This is a genomic window from Shewanella sp. SM20, from assembly GCF_025654545.1.
Classification (GTDB): domain Bacteria; phylum Pseudomonadota; class Gammaproteobacteria; order Enterobacterales; family Shewanellaceae; genus Shewanella; species Shewanella oncorhynchi.
The window spans coordinates 34,717-56,401 of record NZ_JAKKRK010000002.1 but is presented as its reverse complement, the minus strand read 5'-3'; the positions used below and the strand labels follow the sequence as shown (position 1 = coordinate 56,401).

Below are 21,685 nucleotides of genomic sequence, written 5' to 3'. Positions count from 1 at the left end.
CCAAGCGTCATCCGAGCCGCTTATACCATTGATCGTTCATAGCAGAATGAGCGTACCAATGATGTGGAGGCACATCTGCAAAAGCGGTGCGCCAATGGCATACTTCCATGGAGAGATTGTCGCATAGTCTCACCATAGAGGCCGGAATATATGCCTCAGAGCGGCGCCCGATCTTGACCGATAAGCAACTACTCAGCGCCTCAAAAATCTTGGGGGAATTTCGATACAACAACTCTAATGGCTCAGCCAACACCATAAAATTGTATGACTCGTGTGAACCTGCAATGCCATCCCGAGTATCTGCATTATAAAAAAGGTGAATTTTACCTATGTCGTGTAAAAGGCCTCCAATAAAAGCGACGCATACACTTAAAGGCCCAACATTGTATCGCCAGCAAAGCATTGCTGCCGTAACAGCCACCTCATGGCTATGTTCCAGTAATCCACAAGCATGATTATGATGATGACTTCGGCTCGCTCTGGCGTTAAAAAACTGTCCCATCAGCTCATTGTTGAGTAATACCGCTAAGTAAAAGCGTCTTAATGCCTCATCATGGATAAGTCCCAAAATCCCCCAAATATCGATAATGATTGACTCACAACCTGCGGGGACAAGTTTAAAATGATGATGCACAGCAGCTTTATCGGTAACCTCATGGATATTCAAGGTTATTTTTACCCGCTGCAAATCATTGCTAGGGCTCCACTGAACCATCACTAGCTGCCCCTCAGGGTTTACACCTTCCATAATATTTGGGGATAGCTCTAGTGCATAAGACTGTCTTAAGCAGCTAAATTGCCACAACTCTACCTGTTTTCTCCGCTCTATCAGATGTACCCAGGCCAAGTCATCAGCATTATTTGTTCGGGATTTAATATTCATTTTGACGACTCCCCTTTTGGACCATTGCCAATCAACCGTTCAAACGCTGCGCCATCTTGCCCTAATAAATTAGGTACATAGCGAGAATACACTCTAAATAACATCCCCGTATTGGCATGTCCTAACTGCCGAGCAATCCATTCTGGACTCTCTCCTGCTGCAAGCCACAGGGTTGCTGCAGTGTGTCTGGTCTGGTAAGGATTTCGCTTTTCGAGTGCCAGACTTTCCAGCAGTGGATACCAAACACGTTTGGTCACATTCTGATGGCTCAGTGCGTCTCCACGGCGGTTACAAAAAACGAATTTGCTCCGAATTTTGGTTAGCTTACTTTGGGCCTGAAGTGCTTCATATACAGGCTGATTCATTGCAATCGCACGGTCTGAACTTGACGTTTTAGTTAGGCCAAGGCTGCCACGAACTAATGACTGGCGGATGTGGATCAATCTGTTCGTAAAATCAATATTTTCCCACGTCAGACCATCGATTTCCCCTGTGCGCATGCCTGTAAAAAATCGAACGGTGTAGTAAGGGCGAAAATCATCTCTTACACTCTCGATAATCTGATATACCTCTACCAACGAAAATGGTTGAATATCCGTTCGCGGCATAGGTAACGCTTTGATATTTCGCCAAGGAGTCTGAAAACCAAAGCGCTCAGCAGCCTCATTTAGGATTAATCGTAAATAAGTCATGATGTGATTGATTCTTGAAGCTGACAGCGAGCGATTTGTGAGTGCATCGACCTCACAAAGACTTAGACGCAAACCCAGAATATCCTGCTTACAGATAGTGGCTATCATCTTAGTCCCCATCGCGGGTATGAGGTGACACCTTAAGATCCCCTCTACCGTCTCAATTTGACTCGCGCGCCATTCTACCCGCTTCTCGTCCAGCCAAAGATTAGCAAAGGCACTAAACAACATGCGCCCACCAGCAGCATGGAATTGACTGAGTTTAGCTAACTGAGTGAAATGTTCGACTTTAGGGCTATTAGGAAAATGATGCCGATAATCAAATGAACCAGCTTTCATTTGCTGTTCCAGCATTAACAATAGTTTATTTAATTTTTGTCGATTCGCCGGAGTATCGGCAAGACTGGTCTGCTCTCGGCAACGTACACCCTTATAGCGAAAATCTAGATAAAGTTTGCCATCTCGGCTATTTACAGTTCCCATGGCAACCCCCTAGTTCAGCTGATTTATCAGATCATGGGCAGAGGCTCCAAGCAACATAGACTCCTCAACTCGTTCCCATATGTAGAGAATTTTTCGTCCTCCAAAGGGGCGGATGTAATGGATCCCCTCAAACAGTACCGCATCCTTTAAACATTGGCGGATAGTACGAACGTCGTACTTAATCCTTATGGATAACTCTTCAGTAGTAAGATAAGTATTCATACCTGTCACCTTGCACATTCAAAATTGACTCACAAATGATTCATTTGAATCTTTCTAGATTAAAATAACCCACAAAAGATTAAAGTCAAGCTTTATTTGCGTCATATATGAGTCGTTTGATATGATGGATGACAAATAAGACTTATGGATAGAACATGATCAGGATCCTTCTCATCAAGCAGCTTGATGAAAAAGCGTTCAAGGAAAAGCGCCGTATCACCTTGTCTGAAGTGAGTGAAAAGACAGGTATTAGCCGTGCCACATTAACGCGTATAGCCAACGTGCCAGGCAATGTGACTAACACTGATACCATCAATGCCCTATGCAAGTATTTTGAATGTGAGCCAGGGGAACTATTGATGTATGTCGAAGATGAATCCAATACAAATTAGAGTGTTAAATTCATGACTCTTTTTTAGCCAAGAATCGATCAAAAGCACCATTTGAAAATATCCCAGCTGTCGATCTATTTTGAGAGAGGCAGTGTGAGTACATAGGTCATTGATTTTTTTAGCATGACACAGAATTTTGAATAGCCTCCAATTAGGAACAACTAGTGTAACCGTTCACCGAGAGAGGATTGACATGAAAAATGGGATAATCATCTCTTAAGCCTCATCTGCCTGTTGCATCATCACTGCCATGACTCAAAAGCACCCGACACCGGCGGTTAACTCTCTACCCTTCGAGCAGACCCACAAACTGATATATAAGATGCTAGACCGTATTACCGAGTTGGAGGACCGCAGGAGCCAACAGCGGCAACTCTTCCAAGCCCCTTCCAGTGACAAGCCCGGAAGAGCTCCGACTGCTCGGCAACGTCCGGACGTGGTTCTCAGCCTAGCCATAAAGGCCATCGGGGGGAACGCCATACACACGATACCCGTCCGTGATGTCTTACTATCCGCCTACGGATTGCCCCTGCTGTGGTGGCAAGGTGTTGACCCATAACAAGCCTTATCGGGTGCATCAGGTGTTTGACCTGCCAGAGGTGAGTGGCACCTAGATGGGGCGAACCTGCTCAGTTATATCGCCCTGCCAAGCTGGAAGTTTCATCAGAGCGTCAGCCAGATACAGCAACCGTTGAAACAACACTTTGGCCTGAGCTTCAGTCGCGGGGCCATCAGCGAAGCACAAGGGCGGGTCAGCAGCATGCTGACGCCCACTCATCAAGCCTTCAAACAGCAGGTGCAGTCAGCCTCGCTTATCCACTCACCATCAATGGGGTGGCGATCTGCGCGGCTGTGGATAGAGCTGAACAAGATCGCAGTCTGCTGCTTCATGACTGCCGATAGCCGGGGTATCGGTGCCGCCAAATGCCTGCAGGGCTTATATGCTGTGCGATGTGGCAGCCATAGCACAAAGTGGTGAGCCGGTTAATCAGCCCATCGGCACCAGGTTGGTGCTGCTGGCCAACGGTGTGTTTCGTGCTAGCCACCGCTATGCCATCTTTCCGAACAACCTCTGAGACTGTTAACTTGTGAAGATGTATAATTTTTTAAGGATCGCCACTTTACGTTCTGTTGAATACCGAGCCATATCGTTCTCTTTTGCCATACCATGTCTTTAAAAATAGTGATTATTTAGGGGTGACAATAATCCTGGCACGGGGGAAGGGAGTAAACCTAAGATACCGCAGCGAATAAATGTGGGTTATTGGGAAGAAGTCCCCCCAGAAACGAGGCCGTCAGCGCACCGAAAAGTGATGAACTCAAACGATGGAAACAAGAGAATGACAATCACCAACGCTCCCTATCAGAAACGGCTATGTATCGTTACAGGCAGCTGAACAGCCCGAAATTGAGCCTACGCGATTACAACGGCCAATTTTACTTGACCACTACAATTGGTTAGTGCGAAAGTTATGAACAAGGCAATAGGACTAGGGGTAATTAATACTAGGAGCCCAGTTCGGAAAAGGCTTACCTAAGATTGATTTAGGCAAAAACGCAGATGCGAACAAGGCTTGAAATTTATACTCCTTCATCGTAACCTCAACTTCTAAATTAAAGATGTTAATATGGAAAATAACTCTATGCAAAAAACGACTACTCAGCATTCAACCTATGAATTTAAGCCAGATTTTAGCTCAGCTTTAGAAAGAGAAGTAAACAATGAGTTCCCAGCTTCAAGCGAATCAGTAAAAACAGATTTATCTGACAGCTTTGGTAGCTGGTATGAATGGGATTAGCCTAACACGACGTTTATAAAGTGGTCTAAAAGCGATAACTTAATACCTGAAGTTATCGCTGCCATTTTAACTAAAAGATATACAAATATAAGGATTTATTTTGAATACTAAACATGGAAGGTTTCAACTTGAGCAAATATACCTTCTGCTCACCCGAAAATGCAACCTTTCTTGCAGTCATTGCATTCGCTCTTCAACACCTTATTTTACTGAAATGATAGATATAAATTTAGCATTTCAGATTATTGATAAACTTTCTTTTATAAGAAAAGAATCTGTGATGTTAATCAGCGGGGGGGAGCCCACTCTACATCCCTCATTCTATGAAATTGTAGAAAAAAGTGCTAAAAACTTTAAAAAAGTGGTTATTAATACGAATGGATTACGATTTAGTCAACTAAAAAGAGTCATAGACTTTAAAAATGTTTCTATACAAATATCTTTAGATGGTGATGAAGAAACACACAATGGCATTAGAGGCGAGGGAACTTTTAAAAAAACGCTTACCAATATTAACAAACTATTTGAGCTAGGTATTAATGTTACGATTGCTTCTACAGTTACAAAGCATAACATTAACTCTTTCAATAAGCTTGACCTTGCTTTATCCGACGTGAACTTCCTTTATTGGAACGTGAAACGCGTAGTCGGTTCTGGTAGAGCTGATGATAAAGATGACGTTACAACAACTGCATGGAACAGGTTTGTTGCAAAAATTAGGCATGAAGCAGCAAATTTACGCCGCTTAAGAGTAGCGCCTATGTTTTCCGAGACAACTATTTTCAACGCTGATGACATCGCTACAACAGCTAAACACTCCAACTTATCGGCACAAAATTGTGGTACAGGAAGATCTAAACTATACATAAACCCCAATGGCACTGTATATCCTTGTGCTTGCATGGAAGAAAAGATTACTGGCGACTTTAAAGTAGACACAACAGATGAAATCTTAGACAGGTTGAATACCTTACCAATACTACCTAAACTAGAAGCAACTTGTCATACATGTCCTGCTTGGGAGTTATGTCATGGTGGATGTCCTGGCGCGTCCCAAAGAGCAAAATTCCCAGCTTTCGGCGATCCTAGATGCTCAAACGCATTGAAAAGTATTATACATAATGAAATTTAAAGAGTTCCTTTTCCAAAAAGATATACGCGAATTTTTTCAAATTTACTGGGGAAAAGAATATTTGCATATAGCAAATCTCCCATCAGCTTTGAAAATAACCGAACCATCTAATTTGTTGGCTAAAATACTAGCGCAGCCCCGATTAAAATATCCACAAGTTAGAGTGTTGAACGAAGGAGGAGCATTAAGCCCACTCTTATATACAAAGTCGACCGAGCATGGTCTAGATGAAATGATAGAACCAAAAAAAGTAGCTCACCTTGCTTGCAAGCCAAACACGATTAAGGTTGAAAATCTCGCTTCACTTTTACCAGAGTTCGCGATTTGGGATGATTTAATATCGACACTTTTTTCATCCCGAATCACCCTTAATGGATATTTCTCGTTTGGACCAAGTAACGGGATCCCGATTCATTTCGATCCCCATCATATATTTGCTGTTCAATTATACGGGCAAAAGGAATGGTCTCTTGGTGCTGAGCAATCTGAGTTTTACCCTCACAAAGCTGTCACGATCCTCAATGAAGCGCAAAGCATATCGCCGAGCAATTTAACTATCAAAGAAAACGAAATACTATATTTACCACCTGGTCGAGCACATTCAGTGAAAACTGAAATGCAATCTATTCACATAGCCATTGGCATTCATACACCACGATGTTTTCAGTCGGTTTCAGAGTTAGTTGATAGAGCCACAGTTCGCCACAAAGAGCTAAGAGCCGACCAGCCTTTTTCAGTTACGGACGAAAGGCTAACTTTCAGACAACTAAGCAAAAGTGAAATAAAGACAATTTGCGATATTCTAATTTCTTCACTGAATGATGATTAGTTTTTTCGATTTATCAAGAATAGAGTTAGCCCCTTTTATTAAAAATCTATGGGGTTCTAGCTCAAAGAACACTGCGCTTTATATAAGAGGCTCAGCGCTACTACCCTCAGTGTCAAGCTACGATAAACCCATAGATATTGATTTCTTATTGTTCACGCATGACGATGCAAATATAGTAAGGGCAAAAGCCGTCGAAATCTCAAACGACGCGCACAACGCCTTGCCTTCAACACCTCGCCTTGATATTAAAATCATCAATGTTAGCAATGAAACCCCTGAGGTATTATTTAATACTTTATTAGTTAACAAAACAGGTAAATTGCTCTATGGAAAAGATTTATCAGTCTCATTTACACTGTTTGAGAAACAGCAACATGAAGTTATAATTTTTGCCCTACGAGAAGCCGAATCAAAGTTGAACTCAGTCATCAAGACCTCGAATAGAAATATTCAGAGCAAACGTATCCCTCACTTATCAAAAGCAATTTTACGAATTGCGGGATTGTTAAGACTAAACGAAGGGGTTTATACACGCTCCCCGCAGGATTGTGCAGATCTTCTAATTGGAAGGTATCCAACAATAAAGGAGAATATAGCCATTATTCTTCACAGTTTTATAACCCCTATCCTTTCTGATAAACTATTAACTTCTTATATTAAAGTACTTTATGAAATTCAACAGGATGTAGAACGTGAATAGTATATTTGGTGGAGAATCATGCAGAAAAGTGGCGCTTCATTTTGAAAATCACGTACATGATTTACTTGTTTTTTCAATATGCTCTGATGAACGTTTTCCTGATGGACTAGAGGCTCACATAATAAATAAAAAAGGGCCTGAGAATTTACTGATAGTTGGCGACTTCATGACAAGTTATCCATCTAAGAATGAGAGCTCAGCTTCTTACGAAGCCATAAAACTAATTCTAGCCCATTCAAACTTAAGGCAAGTCAATGTAGGCTGGATTCGCGGCGTAGATATACAAGCCAATCTACACAAAAATATAGAATGGCATACTTTTTATTCAGCAAACAATACACCTGATGAGAAAAAAGATACGTCCCTGCAAAACGATGTTAGCGTTGTATCTAGCAGTGAGAGACAACTCTATCGTCATATATGTAAACTGCTTAATTTTCCGGTCTATGTGGGAGTCGAAAGTGGTAAAATTGTGTCAATTGACTTGACTGATAATCAGCCATATCCGAGAGGGCTTACGAATAATTTATCTAATAAGCAGATGTTAAAACTATGGAAACTTGTGTCTTCATTACGGAATTTAAAAAAAATAAATGCGCGTTTTAACGGGTTATCATTCTTACCAGATTTCTCATCTTTCACTCAGCTAGAAAAACTTGATTTAAGGGGAAACCCACCTCTTGATTTTAATGAGCTACATACGGCCAGTACATTGTCATACCTTAATATATCAGCATGTTCTTTGACTAAGTTGCCAAGCTCAATCAATTCGTTACACAACTTAAAAACACTATTAGCGTACAAAAACTATATTACGGATATATCCACTATTAGGTTTCCAAAATCAATTGAACGAATATCTCTTTACAGAAATAATATTCGCAATGAAATTTTAGACTTAGGTTATTGTGACAATCTTCGAGAAATTAACTTAGGCGCCAACCCAATTCTGAACATGGCACTAATAACTTCACCTTCTTTACGCACTTTGCAACTTAGAGCACGTTATACAAAAGATAATATCAAGGTCTCATCTAGTGAAAGTACTACTTTTTTAATTTTTGAGGACTAGCCACTGAATATTTTGATTTCAGATAGTAAGCACTCTTCTCAGTCGCTACGTTTTTTAGCGGTTGGCATTACGCTGTAGTGGCATACTCTTTTAATTAGTGATAATTAATTCATAACCAATCGATTAAATTTAATTGTTTATTTTTTTTGGGTAAGCGGATTAAATGGTTGATCTTACCTTTGCATGAGAGTGAGACAGACCGGCATCTCATCGGATTATCTGGTTGATGCTTCACCTACTGCTGGTGCATGTTTCCTTCGCTAATTCCAGCAAGAACCCCACACGCCTCAACTTCCCGGTCATCGTTGCAACTCGCTCTCAGTGAAACGAGTTGTTTCTCAAGCGCTTGCAGAGCGGTTATCTGCGACCGCACATGAGAGATGTGATCATCGAGCAAGGCGTTGACGGCGGTACAAGGCTGATGAGGGTCGTCCTGATAGCTCTGTAGTTCGTGAATCTCAGCCAGTGACAGGCCCAGGATTCTGCAGCGACGGATGAAGGCCAGCCCCTCACCATGCTTCTCGGTATAGACACGGTAACCGTTGTCCTGCCGATCAGGCGGCGGCAACAAGCCCTGCTGTTCATAGAAGCGGATCGTCTGTGTTTCGACCCCTACCAACTGCGCCAACTGACCAATGCGCATCAGCCTCCTCCCCAACGGATTCTTTACTCTATTGACCTTATAGTAGCTTTATAGTTTAAAATGGTACCACAACATTGTTCAAGTGGAGTCGTATCATGAGCAAATCCTGTGGTGGCGCCTGTGGCGGTGATGCAACGTCCGCAGCGGATACCGATATACAGGCCTCCTCCGAGGCGCCAGGGAGATGGGTCAGTGTTTATGCCGTGCCGAAGATGGACTGTCCATCAGAAGAACGAATGATTCGCCTAGCCCTGAACGGCTTTGAGGAGATTCGGGCGCTGTCCTTCGACTTGTCGAACCGCCGGCTGAAGGTCGTGCATGACGGCGAGGTCGAGCCCGTCACCTCGAAACTGAAGACCTTGGGGCTAGGCGCCTCGCTTCAGGAAACCGTCGCTGCAAATCCGGAGACCATCAAGGCCGCCGAGTTTTCGGCAGCTTCTGCTAAGCAAGAATCCGGGACCCTGCGCTGGTTGCTCGGCATCAATGCACTTCTGTTCGTGGTGGAAATGACTGCCGGTCTGATCGCCCGGTCCACCGGCCTGATTGGAGAATCCCTGGACAATTTTGCCGATGCGGCGGTGTACGGGCTTGCCCTTTATGCGGTTGGACATAGCGTGAAAATGCAGGTACGTGCCGCGCATCTTGCTGGTGTACTGCAACTGATCTTGGCTGTGGGCGTGCTCGTAGAGGTGGTGAGACGCTTTGTATTCGGTAGTGAGCCTGAATCGCTGGTGATGATGGCTATCGCATTCGTCGCATTGATTGCCAATACCAGTTGTCTGCTGCTCATATCCAAACATCGGGAAGGCGGGGCGCACATGAAGGCAAGCTGGATATTCTCGGCCAACGACGTGGTGATCAACCTGGGGGTCATCACCGCCGGCGCCCTGGTCGCGTGGACCGGTTCCAATTATCCGGATCTGATTATCGGCACCATCGCGGGGGGCATTGTACTTAACGGTGCCAGACGCATTTTGGCGTTGAAGGGTTAAATAATGCTCATTATTGGCAAAAAGCTCTCGCCGTATGCCCTATTGTCCATATCGGGCCTGCTGGCAGCGTCTGATCAGGCTGTAAAGTGGCTGGTGCAGCAATCAATGGCCTATGGCGAGTATGTTTCGGTGACCCCGTTCTTTAACTGGGTGCACCTATGGAACACCGGTGCCGCATTCAGTCTTTTTGCGAATGGTGGAGGCTGGCAGCGCTACTTTTTTATCGGAATCGCGGTAGTGGTCTCGATTTTTCTGATCAAGCTGATCCTTGAAAATCGTCATAAAGGAGAAGCCATCGCTTACAGTCTTATCCTCGGTGGCGCCATGGGCAACCTGATTGACCGGGTCTTTCGCGGCTATGTTGTGGATTCCTTTGATTTCTATTGGCGAGACTGGCATTGGCCGGCCTTCAACCTGGCTGATATTGCAATTGTCCTCGGTGCCTTACTTTTCGTTTCCAGCAGCTTGTTGGGTAAAAAAGCAAACACCAATGCCGAGTCGGATGGATCTGACTGACACCTACGCCTATACAACACCATGACCGAACTTCCCGACAACATCCTTCACCTGCCGCAATACCAAGTACTGGGCTGCAAATCAACCGACGACGAAATGCACTTCCAGGTGGACGTGCCCGATCCCATCGCCTGCGAGGAATGCGGCGTGCAGGGTGAGTTCGTAAGGTTCGGCAAGCGTGACGTTCCCTATCGTGATCTGCCCATCCACGGCAAGCGGGTCACTCTCTGGGTGGTCCGCCGCCGATACACCTGCCGGGCCTGCAAGACAACATTCAGGCCCCAGCTACCGGAGATGGTGGACGGATTCCGTATGACACTGCGGCTGCATGAGTACGTGGAGAAGGAATCCTTCAACCACCCCTACACCTTTGTGGCGGCACAGACCGGCCTGGACGAGAAGACGGTGCGCGACATCTTCAACGCCCGCGCCGAGTTCCTGGGGCGCTGGCACCGCTTCGAGACGCCCCGCATCCTGGGCATTGACGAGCTATACCTGAACAAGCGCTACCGCTGCATTCTGACCAACATTGAGGAGCGAACCCTGCTCGACCTGCTGGCCACCCGCCGCCAGGACGTGGTGACCAACTACCTGATGAAGCTGAAAGACCGGCAGAAGGTCGAGATCGTCAGCATGGACATGTGGAACCCCTACCGGGCAGCGGTCAAGGCTGTGCTGCCCCAGGCCCGTATCGTGGTCGATAAGTTCCATGTGGTGCGCATGGCCAACGATGCCCTAGAGAGAGTGCGCAAGGGCCTCAGAAAGGAGCTGAAACCGTCCCAGAGCCGGACTCTCAAGGGAGACCGGAAAATCCTGCTGAAACGCGCTCACGAAGTCTCAGACCGGGAGCGCCTCATCATGGAGACCTGGACAGGCGCGTTCCCGCAACTGCTGGCCGCCTACGAGCACAAGGAGCGCTTCTACGGCATCTGGGACGCCACCACACGGCTCCAGGCAGAAGCCGCCCTGGACGAGTGGATAGCCACCATCCCGAAGGACCAAAAGGAAGTCTGGAGCGATCTGGTCAGGGCAGTGGGAAACTGGCGCGAAGAGACCATGACCTACTTCGAGACGGACATGCCCGTCACCAACGCTTACACGGAGTCCATCAACCGACTGGCCAAGGACAAGAACCGTGAAGGGCGCGGTTACTCCTTCGAGGTGATGCGGGCACGAATGCTCTACACCACGAAGCACAAGAAGAAGGCACCGACTGCGAAGGTCTCTCCTTTCTACAAGAAAACCATCGGTTACGGACTGCCGGACTTCGCAGAGGAACTCAACTACGGAGTCGATCTATCAACCATCTGAGGGTGGTATCAGATTGATGGGGTGAAGGTGCCCCATCAACCATTAAATCCGTATACCCTTTTTTTTCAGGCCATCCATTAATAAAAATAACTCCATTTGAGTTAAGATGTACTTCCACAGTTCGCTCTACATATCCTTCTGTTTCAATCTCGCTAGTATACCGATCTGTTAAATAATGAATTTTTTGGTTTTCTGATCCTACCCAACGACGTTTATCATCTTGCAATTTGGCTTCATAGGGACCATCAACTAAAATATCTGTGTAGAGAAGAAGCTCTCTATAACTTGGAAGCTGGAGTGATGAAAGTTCCTCTATTGTATAACCACTGAACACCATGACCGATAGTCCAAGAGTTTGTGCTCCCTTTGCGAGGTAAGCGAGACCTTTAGCTTGAAGCATAGGTTCGCCTCCTAAAAAGGTTACCCCTTCTAGGTCATAAGTTTTATGAGCGTTTTCAAGCCAATCTAATACCGATTCTGATGACACAAAATCACGTTCAGTTAGTTGCAAATATCCTGGGTTGCAACAACCTATGCAGCGTTTGTTACAACCTTGTACCCATATTGCAGCTCTCCGCCCCGGACCTTCAGCCTCAGTAAAAGGTAAGCGGTACGCCAAATTCAACCAATGCATAGCATCACTCCAACTCGAATAGCAATTTACTTCCGGCAATATGAACTTCAATTGCCTTACCTCGGATCTCAGCAGGCGATACCATTTGTTCAAACAGAAAATCGGCCAATGGATCAATAAGCTTATTGGTCAGAGCGTTGGGGACGCCGCGCCCTCCCGTTCCGCGATCCACGTCCCTGACTAGCAAGGTCAGTATTTCGGCCTCCTTAATCAATTTCAAGTCCGACACCCCCCATTTGTCCTTCAGCCCTTTGCGCAACGGTTCCAGCTTTGCGCGAGCGATGTCAATCAAGAAGTTATCGTCACGCATAAAGTTAAATGGAATGATGTTGGCCTCGCCGATTCGGCCCAACAATTCTGGGCGCTTTAGCTCGTGCACGAAGTGCTGCCGCACCTTTTGGATGAATTCATTGCGCACATCCTGACTTTCATAACTGACCTCGGCTGCGCCAATATTTGAAGTGAATACGATAACGGTATCTGAAAACATCACCGTTTCCCCCTTGCCATCCGTTAAGCGCCCATCTTCAAGAATCTGTAAAAACTTGTCGAGAATGCGCGGGTGCGCCTTCTCGATTTCGTCAAACAGCAACAGGGAAAATGGCCTTTGTTTGATAGCATTGGTCAACTGTCCGCCAGCTTCGTAACCCACATATCCTGGAGGTGCGCCCACCAGCCTCTGATCGGCATGTTCGTGATTAAACTCTGACATATCGAAGCGAAGACAGGCTTCTTCGTCGCCAAAGAGGAATTCGGCAATGGACTTTGCCAATTCCGTTTTACCTACACCGGTTGGGCCAACAAAAAACAACACGCCCTTGGGAGTGCGTTGCCTGTAAGAGTGTTGAAGCCCCGATAGCCCAGTGAAGGCACGCACAAGGATGCGCCGTACCGATTCAATAGCTTCCCCTTGCCCTTTAACCCGCCGCCCTAGGGTTTCGACAATGGTCTGAAGTTTTTTGTGATCTAGTTGTTCCCAAGGACTGTGTCTGCGTCCGTGGCGATAAAGATTGAGCAAAGACAAAGCACTTGAAACTTCAGTCTCCTGTCGTGAGAGTCGCGCCAAGTTGTGAATGTCGCGGATACTCTGGCCTTCTAAACCGTCAACGAAGTCAGCCAGCTCACGCCCTCCTTGCTGTAAAGGGGGCAGCAGCCGAAACACTTCCTTCAAGCCCAGTACTGCAGACTCGCGAATTAGCCTTGATGGAAAGGGAATGGCTATTTCCTTAAATAGTGGATTATTCAAGTAAAGCGAAGGTGGCAACACATTCAAGCCCCCGCACAGCAGCACCAGCAGTGATTGAGGTTGGCCTATGCTTTCAGCATTGCGAACCACGGCGGCATCACGAGTCGCCTGCCCCAGGCGTAGTAGCCAGCCGCGCTCGTTCTCGCTCAGCGAGTTGGCGCTGCCAAACAAGTATTGTGTCCAGTCCAGCACAAAAGCGACTGGCCTATCTGCGCGTGGCTGCCGCAGCCATTGTGCAGCAACAGCTAGAAAGTCATCCGCGCTGGCCGTGATGCCGTTGGATGCGGGGCGCGCCAAAGGCGTGGGCGGCAAATCACCCATATCATAGGCATTCCCTTCAGATGTACTTTCTATTGCAGCAGGGGGGACAACTAAGCTTTGCAATTCCCCCCAAGTCCTCGCATCGACACCACTGACACCATTGACGCGGTTCCAAAAGACCACATGCTGATATCCACGCTGACGCAGCAGGTTCATCAACGCGGTAGGCAAAACCGTCCATTGTCCTGGAGCTTCGGGATCGGATGTCAAATCACCCGTATTACCGTGCAATATCAATCCGCGTCGTATTCCGCATTCGCGGCGAAAATCTTCCTGCCAAGGTAACAAAGCTGAACTCATTTGCATCTCTCCTGTGTTGCATCCGGGTAAGGGCGAGCATCCTGATCTTGATCATCGGGATTGACCCAAATCACTCGCTTGTCGTTCAGACTAATCCCGTAAGCATCTTGCAGCGTTGCCATGACGGGGGCAACATCCTTCTCGCACGTTTTGCCTTTGTATTGATGAAATTTGTAGCTGAGGTGCCCGCTCAGGTTGACGCGGAAATCTGCTTGCGCGCCAGCAGGACGACGGGCGCGAATCAGCACTTCGTCATGCCCTTGTGATGTGAAATGCTCGGGACCATCCACGACAAAGCCAGCTTGTTGCAGTGACAGATAAACAGCCCGTACAACTTCACGACGCTGACTTTCATCTACGGCAGCTTCATCCTGCTCTTGCGCCAGTTGGTTCAAGGCTTCAGCTTGCTCTTCAGGAGCAAGCCCTGTCGCATGAGCCAACGCCTCACGCAACTTGGCGGAGCGCTCGCCGCTGTTCTTTTTCGCCTCCAGCTCCAACTGCTCTCTTTGCAGCGTAAGAACATCGGTAACGGCTTCACTCTGTGCACGATTTTTCATTTCCTGCAACTGACGTTCAGCATCCCCTTCATACCGCAACCGAACTTCGCGCAAGGAGGCTGAAATTTGCGCTGGGGTCATATTACCGGCGGCATCACCAAGTAGTCGCGCCCGTAATTGCTGCAATTCAGCAAACGCGGCGTTGAGTGCGACAGGAGTGCTCCAGTTGCTCAAGCTCTCCTGCCATGCAGCCTCAAGTTCTGCCCTTATCTGAAACTGTCGTTCGGCCTCTGCTTGCTGCGCTTTGCGGAATGCTTCGGCGGTGGCTAGCTCCGCATCTTGACGGGATCGACGCTGCTCACGAGCAAATCTTGGTAATCCGTGAAATCGTCCACCTAGCGAACGGCTCATATCTCTGGCAGCAAACGGGTCGGAGCCCAACAAAGTCTCCATTCGGTCAAGAGCGATGCTTAACTCACGAAACTCTTCCGAAACTACGGCATCAAGTCCTTGACCGATGACATCATTCAATACGCTACGGTAGCGCTCAAGGAAAGGGCGCGTTGTTTCACGCACTCGCTGTCGATCAAGCTCTTGCTTACGTTGCCTTTGAATTTGGTAGCGATATTCGTCTGCCCGACTCATAGTTTATTTCCTTCTTTTTCTATTGTTTTGCTTGCGTGGATGCATTTTTGGAGAGTCCGCGGACACAAGTTTCGAAGGTGCATATGTATTGGATTCCTGCGTTTTTAATCCAAGCGACTTGGCTTTGTTGCGTAGATTGATGTCATTACTTAGAAACAAAACTTCATTCAAACGGAAGAACAACGCAGTTGATAGAATGGAATGATCGGGTTGCTTAGCATCCCACTCTGCGGGCAGCAAGCCCGTGTATTCTGTTTCATGGCGGATACGGGATGAATTTGCATCCAGCTGGCGAATAGCTGCTCGAGCTTTAGCTGCCCGATCTCCATCTTCGCTGCACTTTAAGCCATCCAACTCGCTCAGAACCAGATGGGGAACAACCGGAATATCATCTGAACGAAGATCCTGCAAAAATTCAGGGCTTTCCATCAGAGCGCTGGTGTCGAACACTACAATGCGGTGCCCATTCTCAACCGGGGCCAGCATGTCCTGCGCCAGACGATTCCAGCTTTCCACTGCTTTATTCAACGTATCCCAGTGGGGGGATGATGTATTTAAAGCGTGGAAATGCTCAGCTGCTTTACGCCAAGCGCGCACGGCATTTAATGCACCTGGAGTCAGGGTACGCACATCTATTTGATCATTACTCGCCGCCTTCAACGCCTGTTCGCCAATAGTCCGGTAAATATCCTGGACGGCTTTCTCAATAACTTGCATTGGTTGCTGTATGGCGTGTGGGCCATACAGCTTCAACTCTTTGCGCTGCAATGCGTGCTCAAGCCACACTTGCCGCAATTCGCTGGAAAGCAATTCTTCTGGAATTTCAATGGATGAAAGCAAAGCAGAACGCAACTTTGCCAATGAATCCAAGGCACGAATGGGGGCCGCATGACGCAGCAGCGCAGCTTGCAACGACGCAGCTTTGTCGGCAGATAGGACCTGAGCTATCTGGATTAATAGAGAAACGACATCTTCAGGATCTAGCTGATAGTGCGTATGTCTCAACGACACTTCAATAGCTTTCGACAGAGATTCTTCCCAAGCAGATCTCCAGTCTTTCCTATCAGGCCGCCATAATCCAATTGCTTTCGTAGTGGGTTCGACCAACGCCATCAGGTCATCCAGAGGCTGTTCAGCACGCGTGACAAGCCATTGCCACACAGTTTCACCGAGTGCATCAACATCCCGCCATGCTGCAGACATGAAGGCAATGCGTGGATCATCGGAGTGCTCACAAGTGCCCTCTAATTCTCTGCGCAGCTTGGCCCATAGCGCATTTGCAGCCTGGTCATTCAACGTCACCGCCAGGCCACACAAACGCGGTTGTCCGGCCCAATAGAGGCGGAGGTTACCAGCCACTTCTACTTGAATGCTCGCTCCGTCGATCTGGGGCAGAGACAAGCTACGAAATCCCGTCATAATTCCTGCTGGGGCGGGCACGAGCAGTGTGAATGCGGTCGGTTGTTTGCCATTGGCAACCAGTGCTGGTGAGTTCACTTCAGACGACAAAATGATAGAGGGTGTTGTTGCATCCGCAGCCGCAACCCCTTGAGCAACGATGCACAACCGCGATCTGGCTGCCCCCCCTTTAGTTGTGACAATGGAGCTGGCAGTGCGGGCGTCTCGTAAAACAGAAGAGTCAACAATGGGTAGCAAGGATTCCGGCTCGCTTGTCAGTGCATCAGAAAGCAGAATTGACCATGCCAGTTCGGGTTGCGCTTGCTCCAGCCAACGCTGCAACGCTAAATCATGCGGAGCGCTCGCGGACAGTGCACCATCCTCACTGCACGAGATCTCGAGTCGGCGCTCTCCCCATCCCGCTGGCTGCACCATGGGCGCGATGCGGTCTATAACTGTCGCAGGGTTTTTCCAATCATACTTTTCCTGAGCTATAGCGCGCTCAACCTGCGGAAGCGGATTTTGCGGCCTTAAAGCCTGATCCGCGACTCTGACGCGACTGAAATCACTTTGGCTGAGACGCGCTCCATCATTTTGTGTGGGTTTAATCTCGTCGCTGATGGGGTCATAGCGGTGCCAGACCTTAACCGTGCGCGAGCGAACCGGCAGGCTGTCGCTACGCAAAAATTGCAAGCCGTCGGCAGTCAATTCAAGCTCAGTTAAAGGCATCTCAAGCCTATCCTGAGCGTAACGTTTGGGCAGTGCTCCCAAAGCGGAAAGTTCAGATACGCAGCCTTCCAGCAGTTCACGCACGTCACCTGCACCCAGTTGATCGCGGAAAACTCCCAGCAAAGACAAGTTCTGTTTGTCGGGCAAATGGAGTCCAGGATCACACAGTCGCAACACCATTCGTTCAAATACTGTGGGCTTGCGCTCTGTGTGATAGGTCACATCGGATTCAATGCGATACAAGGGCAAGGGAACGGAAATTTCTGCTAGCTTCATGCTCGGCCTCCCCGGCTACCATACTTGTCGTTTTTGGTCGCAGCCGTCCGATGAGTCGGGGCACTAGACCTGCCGCGCTGTTGTTGCTGTTGGGGTAGCATGTCAGGCGACATCAATTGCCTTGCAGGAACCAGCCGTGCATCGCGCTCCAGTTGATCCAGGATGTCTTTGTAAACAGTTCGCTTCACGCTGCCTGCACTGTCCATGCGCGGCAAGTCCACCTCATAAGAGGCATACATACTTTTCGCACCAAAAACGATCAGCAGTTCCTGCGCACGCGAAAATGCCACATTAATAAATTCAAACCGAGCAACATTGGCCTTGCTGGAACGACGTCGGGGTTGATTGCCTGATCGAAAGGGGTCGTATCCATCATGGCGCACCATGCTAACCAGCACGATGGACTTTTCTTTGCCCTGATAGCGAATCACGGTATTGACTTCGACATCCAGGCAATCAAATCGCCCGTTTGACTCTTTTGGCCTGCGGCGGCGGATCGCGGCACGAATTTCTCGGCATTGGTTGGCATAGAAAGACACCACGCCGACTTTGCGTTTGTTTGTTCGTGAGTAGCCTTGCGCAGCGGATTGCCGTTCGATTTGTTCTAGCGTTTCGGCGATCAACTCCGCTTCCAGCTTATTGGTACGCCGTGGCTGGTTGCCGTCCATGTCCTCACGATGAATCTGGTTGTACAGGTTGTAGGTTGTGTCCACCCACAACGCGTGGTCACCCGGAGTGAGTAAAACTGAGCCACCGTCAACATTCTTCAATGTCAGTCCGTGAACACGGCGAAGCTTAGGGTTTGGGTCATCATCAGGCCGAAAGAGGCCACATTCCAACTGACCTTCGTAAAAATGGTTCACCATCGCCATGATTTGCGGATGCATGCGGAACTGCACATTGAGTCGTGCACGGTTGGAATCGTCCGCCATCTCGAAATGTGACTTGAACAACGAGGCTGTGACCATCTTCTCGAAGCGGCGCAAGTTGTCGCGGGTCAGTAAAGTCTGAGTTTCGGCAGGGTGACCAGTGCTGTTTTCCTCAGCGTTGGCCGCTTCGTTTTCTTCAACCTCATCCATGAAGCTGCGGGCTTCGTCGCCTTCCTGAAACAGCGGAGGCAACTGACGGTGGTCACCGACCAGCACAGCGCGACGCGCACGCATCAGGGGCATCAGCAATTCCAGCGGCGTAGCCTTGCTCACTTCATCAATGATTGCGACATCAAAACTCGTCTGCCCGGCTTCGTCGAGCGTGCGCTCGTTTTCGTTGCAGGTAATGGCCACTACGTTGCAGCTTGCCAGAAAATCTGGGCTCAGATGTTGCCAGTCTTCTACTGCGGCGTTGTTGCGACTCAAATCGCGCATCCAATCTTCCAGTAACGGCCCCCATGTCATACGCTCATGTTGCTGGCTGGCTTGGCGTTGCTCCAAGGCCTTGATGACTTGGGTCACGGTGTCGATGCGCTGCGACAAAGTAGCAGCGGGTTCTAGCGGCAGCCGGCTACCTTGGGTGATTGCCTCATCCTGCAACAGCTCCTTAACCTTCTGCTCATGCTGCCTGCGCAGCTCATTCCAGTCATCTAGGTTACTTTGAGCGATGCGCTCCTTGTTCTGTGCACCGCGCATAAGACCATCGCTCGGAACTTCAGGTGCGGGCTGCGACAACTGCGCCTGCAAGGATTGCTTGATGATTTCGACTGCCTGTTCGATGGCAGGCAGCTTCCTTTCCAACTCCGTCAGGCTGGCAGCTATTTCGTCAGCCAGTAGCGACGCATTTTCTATGGGGGCACACCATTTAGCGGCTTGGCGAAACAGGCCTTCATAGCGACTGCGCTCCAAGCCCACACCAGCCTGCTCCAAATCTTTGAGTTCCTTGCGTGTGGCTCTCCAAGCGTCTACGAAAGCGTCATCTTTTTCCATCTGCTCCTCCAAGGCTTTGACCTTGTTTCGGAGCGATTCAATGCGTAGCCTGGTGCTGGCATCCTGAATCGGGCTGTCTGCCGCTTCACGTAAGCGGCGAATATCCGCAGCAATGGCTTCTCGCACACTCGTGAAACGCCGCCATGTCGAAAGCATGTACGCCAACATTGAACCCTGGCTGCCTGTATGAGCGAGCCAGTCGTCTATTGAAAATTTCACGAGCAATCCAGCCTCATCGCAGGAAGCAAGGCCTTGCACCACACTTCTGGCAAGTAGCTCAACATCCCGTAAGTCACCATGTAGCGTTTCGGTTTCACCATCCAGCAAAACCTGAACGCTTTGTAGGCGATGGCGTTTTGCCTTGTCGTCATCCACCACTGTGCAAGCAGCGTCATACGCCTGCTGCGCCTGCCTTTTCTGGCTGCGAGCCGATGCAAAATCCATTTCAAGTTGCCCGTGCTTGGCGTTCAACTCCCTCTCGTCGTGCAGCACAAAAGCTGCACGGTCACGCCACGCCAACAGGAGACGCAAGTCTTCGTCAGCCCGCCTCCACACTGCGAGGCGATCTTCTGTTTGTGCAGCCAAGGCCTTGTAGTAACGCTGTAAGGATGCATGCCCCGCGAAAGCAGCACCATCTTCAGTCACCTTACTTTCATTCCGTGCCAACCGCACCACGCGCAATGAGGCATCATGGCCTAGCCTGTCCAGCGCGTTGTCTACGGCGGTATGCGCCTGAGATGCGAGCAACACCCGTTGCCCACGCCGCGCGAGTTGGACAATGGCCTCAGCAATCACGGTAGTCTTGCCTGTACCTGGTGGACCTTGAACCAAGCACAAGTCTGGCGCAGAAAGAATCTTAACCACGGCCTCTTTCTGGGCTGGGTTGAGCGAACGGTTAGCCCACTCTGTCACTGGAACCAAGCACTGCGGCACAGATACCTGAGCTGCTTCGAACAGATAATCAGTCAGATATGGCGCATAACCGCCTTGTTCCTGCAACTGTCGCAGCGCCTGCTGATGGCGTTTGATCAAGCTCATGTCGCCAGCCGTAGAAATGGACAGAAATCCAGACTCAGGAATCCGACTCAAAATGCGCTCACGTAACGTATCCGGCTCCTCGGCATTAGCAAGGTCATTCGCATCATCTTCAGTCAATGAGACGCTCAATTCGGCCAGCACAGGTGCATGCCACGGACATTCAGGCACGTTATCTTTATTGGGTAATTTCATGCCTTTTGGCAAAGGCGTTGGCACCGAGGGTTTGCCAGCTTGCCCAAGTCTGGGGAGGCGGCGCTCCTCCCTTTCTGGCAATCCGAACACCCAGGGATCTTTGGATTGCCCAATCTGAAATGCAATCAAGTCATCCCGCCCCAAGGCCTTGCGGCATTTTTGCAACTCTTGCGTACTCTGTGCGACGAGGGAAAAAACTAACTGATCGTCACGCCACTCGCGCGCAATGTAGCGCAAACCTCGCGCCTTATAGCGGATGAGGCTTTCTTTCCATTGAAGAAATTCGGACCACTCGGCCAACTGCGTTTGAGTTTGCTGGGTGATAGGCGGCAATTCAGCTAACAGTTGAGGGGTCAGCAGATTATTGGTTCGTTGAATTCGGCGCACGCCCGGTGGAGGCTGTTGCAAACTGTCATGTATCGCATAAGCCGTAATCTCCCTCTCAAACGGCCGTGAGGGCAAATCTGCTGTTTCGATGAAATTGGTGATGTTGAACAGTGGCGCTGGATGCGCAGTATCCCAACTGCCGGTTACAATGAACGAACACAGTTCTGGAAAAGGCCACCCATTCCGTCCTTGAATCCTGGGGCGAATTGCCATTTGGGCATAGCGTGGATTCTGCTTTTCGCGCTGTCTATTGGAGATAAACCCAGTAAATGGCATGTTGTTCGGGAAAAGAAGACTATATAAATCTTCCACCCCATCGCGCTCATTACACTTTTTATCAAAATCTTGATGACGGCGCTTAATATCGATCAGAGTCTTACTAATTCGTTCTTGATTACTCTGATCAATGGTTATGTATAGGTTCATTATTCTCGTAT

General features: G+C 48.5%; 18 protein-coding genes and 2 pseudogenes. 11 read left to right on the top strand and 9 right to left on the bottom strand.

The window, feature by feature from the left end; genetic code table 11:
* Window positions 1-7: 7 nt before the first annotated feature.
* From L5M18_RS01245 to L5M18_RS01235, 3 genes are read right to left on the bottom strand one after another with little or no spacing between them, the layout of a single operon-like run.
* A complete protein-coding gene (locus tag L5M18_RS01245; protein WP_263195763.1) occupies window positions 8-883 on the bottom strand; it encodes an HD domain-containing protein in 876 nt (291 codons plus the stop codon).
* Window positions 880-2,058, bottom strand: coding sequence for a site-specific integrase (locus L5M18_RS01240; protein WP_263195762.1), 1,179 nt, complete (start codon window positions 2,056-2,058; stop codon window positions 880-882). The genes L5M18_RS01245 and L5M18_RS01240 overlap by 4 nt, the downstream gene beginning before the upstream one ends.
* A gap of 9 nt (window positions 2,059-2,067) precedes the next feature.
* Window positions 2,068-2,280, bottom strand: a complete 213-nt coding sequence (locus tag L5M18_RS01235) for a hypothetical protein (RefSeq protein ID WP_011717288.1) — start codon at window positions 2,278-2,280, stop codon at window positions 2,068-2,070.
* 155 nt (window positions 2,281-2,435) lie between these two features.
* On the opposite strand from L5M18_RS01235, the gene L5M18_RS01230 reads away from it, so the two are divergent.
* The 8 genes and pseudogenes from L5M18_RS01230 to L5M18_RS01195 all read left to right on the top strand — a co-directional run bounded on the left by L5M18_RS01230 (window position 2,436) and on the right by L5M18_RS01195 (window position 8,204).
* A complete protein-coding gene (locus tag L5M18_RS01230; RefSeq protein ID WP_172591336.1) occupies window positions 2,436-2,672 on the top strand; it encodes a helix-turn-helix domain-containing protein in 237 nt (78 codons plus the stop codon).
* Window positions 2,673-2,922: 250 nt separating this feature from the next.
* Window positions 2,923-3,724 (top strand): annotated as a pseudogene (locus L5M18_RS01225) (IS66 family transposase); the annotation flags it as partial.
* A 168-nt stretch (window positions 3,725-3,892) separates the two neighbouring features.
* Window positions 3,893-4,210: pseudogene (locus L5M18_RS01220) on the top strand (IS5/IS1182 family transposase); the annotation flags it as partial.
* Between the two features lie 90 nt (window positions 4,211-4,300).
* Window positions 4,301-4,471: a hypothetical protein gene (locus L5M18_RS01215; RefSeq protein WP_263195761.1), complete on the top strand. Its 171-nt coding sequence runs from the start codon at window positions 4,301-4,303 to the stop codon at window positions 4,469-4,471.
* Between the two features lie 100 nt (window positions 4,472-4,571).
* Complete coding sequence (locus L5M18_RS01210; protein ID WP_263195760.1) at window positions 4,572-5,603, top strand: radical SAM/SPASM domain-containing protein; 1,032 nt, start codon at window positions 4,572-4,574, stop codon at window positions 5,601-5,603.
* Window positions 5,593-6,432, top strand: coding sequence for a cupin domain-containing protein (locus L5M18_RS01205; protein WP_263195759.1), 840 nt, complete (start codon window positions 5,593-5,595; stop codon window positions 6,430-6,432). Before L5M18_RS01210 ends, L5M18_RS01205 begins: the two co-directional genes overlap by 11 nt.
* Entirely contained in the window at window positions 6,422-7,132 is a 711-nt protein-coding gene (locus L5M18_RS01200) for a hypothetical protein (RefSeq protein WP_263195758.1), read from the top strand. The genes L5M18_RS01205 and L5M18_RS01200 overlap by 11 nt, the downstream gene beginning before the upstream one ends.
* The gene (locus L5M18_RS01195; RefSeq protein WP_263195757.1) at window positions 7,125-8,204 is read left to right on the top strand and encodes a leucine-rich repeat domain-containing protein; all 1,080 of its coding nucleotides are present in this window, start codon (window positions 7,125-7,127) and stop codon (window positions 8,202-8,204) included. The genes L5M18_RS01200 and L5M18_RS01195 overlap by 8 nt, the downstream gene beginning before the upstream one ends.
* Window positions 8,205-8,439: 235 nt before the next feature.
* Here the strand turns inward: L5M18_RS01195 and cadR are convergent, their stop codons facing one another.
* Window positions 8,440-8,847 (bottom strand): Cd(II)/Pb(II)-responsive transcriptional regulator, encoded by a 408-nt coding sequence (gene cadR, locus L5M18_RS01190; RefSeq protein ID WP_004364961.1) that lies wholly within the window; start codon window positions 8,845-8,847, stop codon window positions 8,440-8,442.
* 95 nt (window positions 8,848-8,942) lie between these two features.
* Here cadR and L5M18_RS01185 point away from each other — a divergent pair, with 95 nt between their 5' ends.
* From L5M18_RS01185 to L5M18_RS01175, 3 genes are read left to right on the top strand one after another with little or no spacing between them, the layout of a single operon-like run.
* A complete protein-coding gene (locus tag L5M18_RS01185; protein WP_004364974.1) occupies window positions 8,943-9,839 on the top strand; it encodes a cation transporter in 897 nt (298 codons plus the stop codon).
* Window positions 9,840-9,842: 3 nt separating this feature from the next.
* A complete protein-coding gene (gene lspA, locus L5M18_RS01180; RefSeq protein ID WP_003821921.1) occupies window positions 9,843-10,355 on the top strand; it encodes a signal peptidase II in 513 nt (170 codons plus the stop codon).
* Between the two features lie 21 nt (window positions 10,356-10,376).
* Window positions 10,377-11,666 carry an ISL3-like element ISPpu12 family transposase gene (locus tag L5M18_RS01175; protein ID WP_263195756.1) on the top strand — a complete coding sequence of 430 codons (1,290 nt, stop codon included), beginning with the start codon at window positions 10,377-10,379 and terminating at the stop codon, window positions 11,664-11,666.
* On the opposite strand, the gene L5M18_RS01170 is transcribed toward L5M18_RS01175, so the two are convergent.
* The 5 genes from L5M18_RS01170 to L5M18_RS01150 are packed head-to-tail and all read right to left on the bottom strand — an operon-like array spanning window position 11,635 to window position 21,674.
* Window positions 11,635-12,300, bottom strand: a complete 666-nt coding sequence (locus L5M18_RS01170; RefSeq protein ID WP_263195755.1) for a 4Fe-4S single cluster domain-containing protein — start codon at window positions 12,298-12,300, stop codon at window positions 11,635-11,637. The two genes, L5M18_RS01175 and L5M18_RS01170, sit on opposite strands and share 32 nt — an antisense overlap.
* Before the next feature lie 4 nt (window positions 12,301-12,304).
* Window positions 12,305-14,167: an AAA family ATPase gene (locus L5M18_RS01165; protein ID WP_263195754.1), complete on the bottom strand. Its 1,863-nt coding sequence runs from the start codon at window positions 14,165-14,167 to the stop codon at window positions 12,305-12,307.
* On the bottom strand, window positions 14,164-15,309 hold the full coding sequence (locus tag L5M18_RS01160; protein WP_263195753.1) for a hypothetical protein: 1,146 nt from the start codon (window positions 15,307-15,309) through the stop codon (window positions 14,164-14,166). Before L5M18_RS01160 ends, L5M18_RS01165 begins: the two co-directional genes overlap by 4 nt.
* Before the next feature lie 3 nt (window positions 15,310-15,312).
* Window positions 15,313-17,712, bottom strand: a complete 2,400-nt coding sequence (locus L5M18_RS01155; RefSeq protein WP_263195752.1) for a PIN domain-containing protein — start codon at window positions 17,710-17,712, stop codon at window positions 15,313-15,315.
* On the bottom strand, window positions 17,709-21,674 hold the full coding sequence (locus L5M18_RS01150) for a DEAD/DEAH box helicase (RefSeq protein ID WP_263195751.1): 3,966 nt from the start codon (window positions 21,672-21,674) through the stop codon (window positions 17,709-17,711). Before L5M18_RS01150 ends, L5M18_RS01155 begins: the two co-directional genes overlap by 4 nt.
* Between the last annotated feature and the right edge of the window lie 11 nt (window positions 21,675-21,685).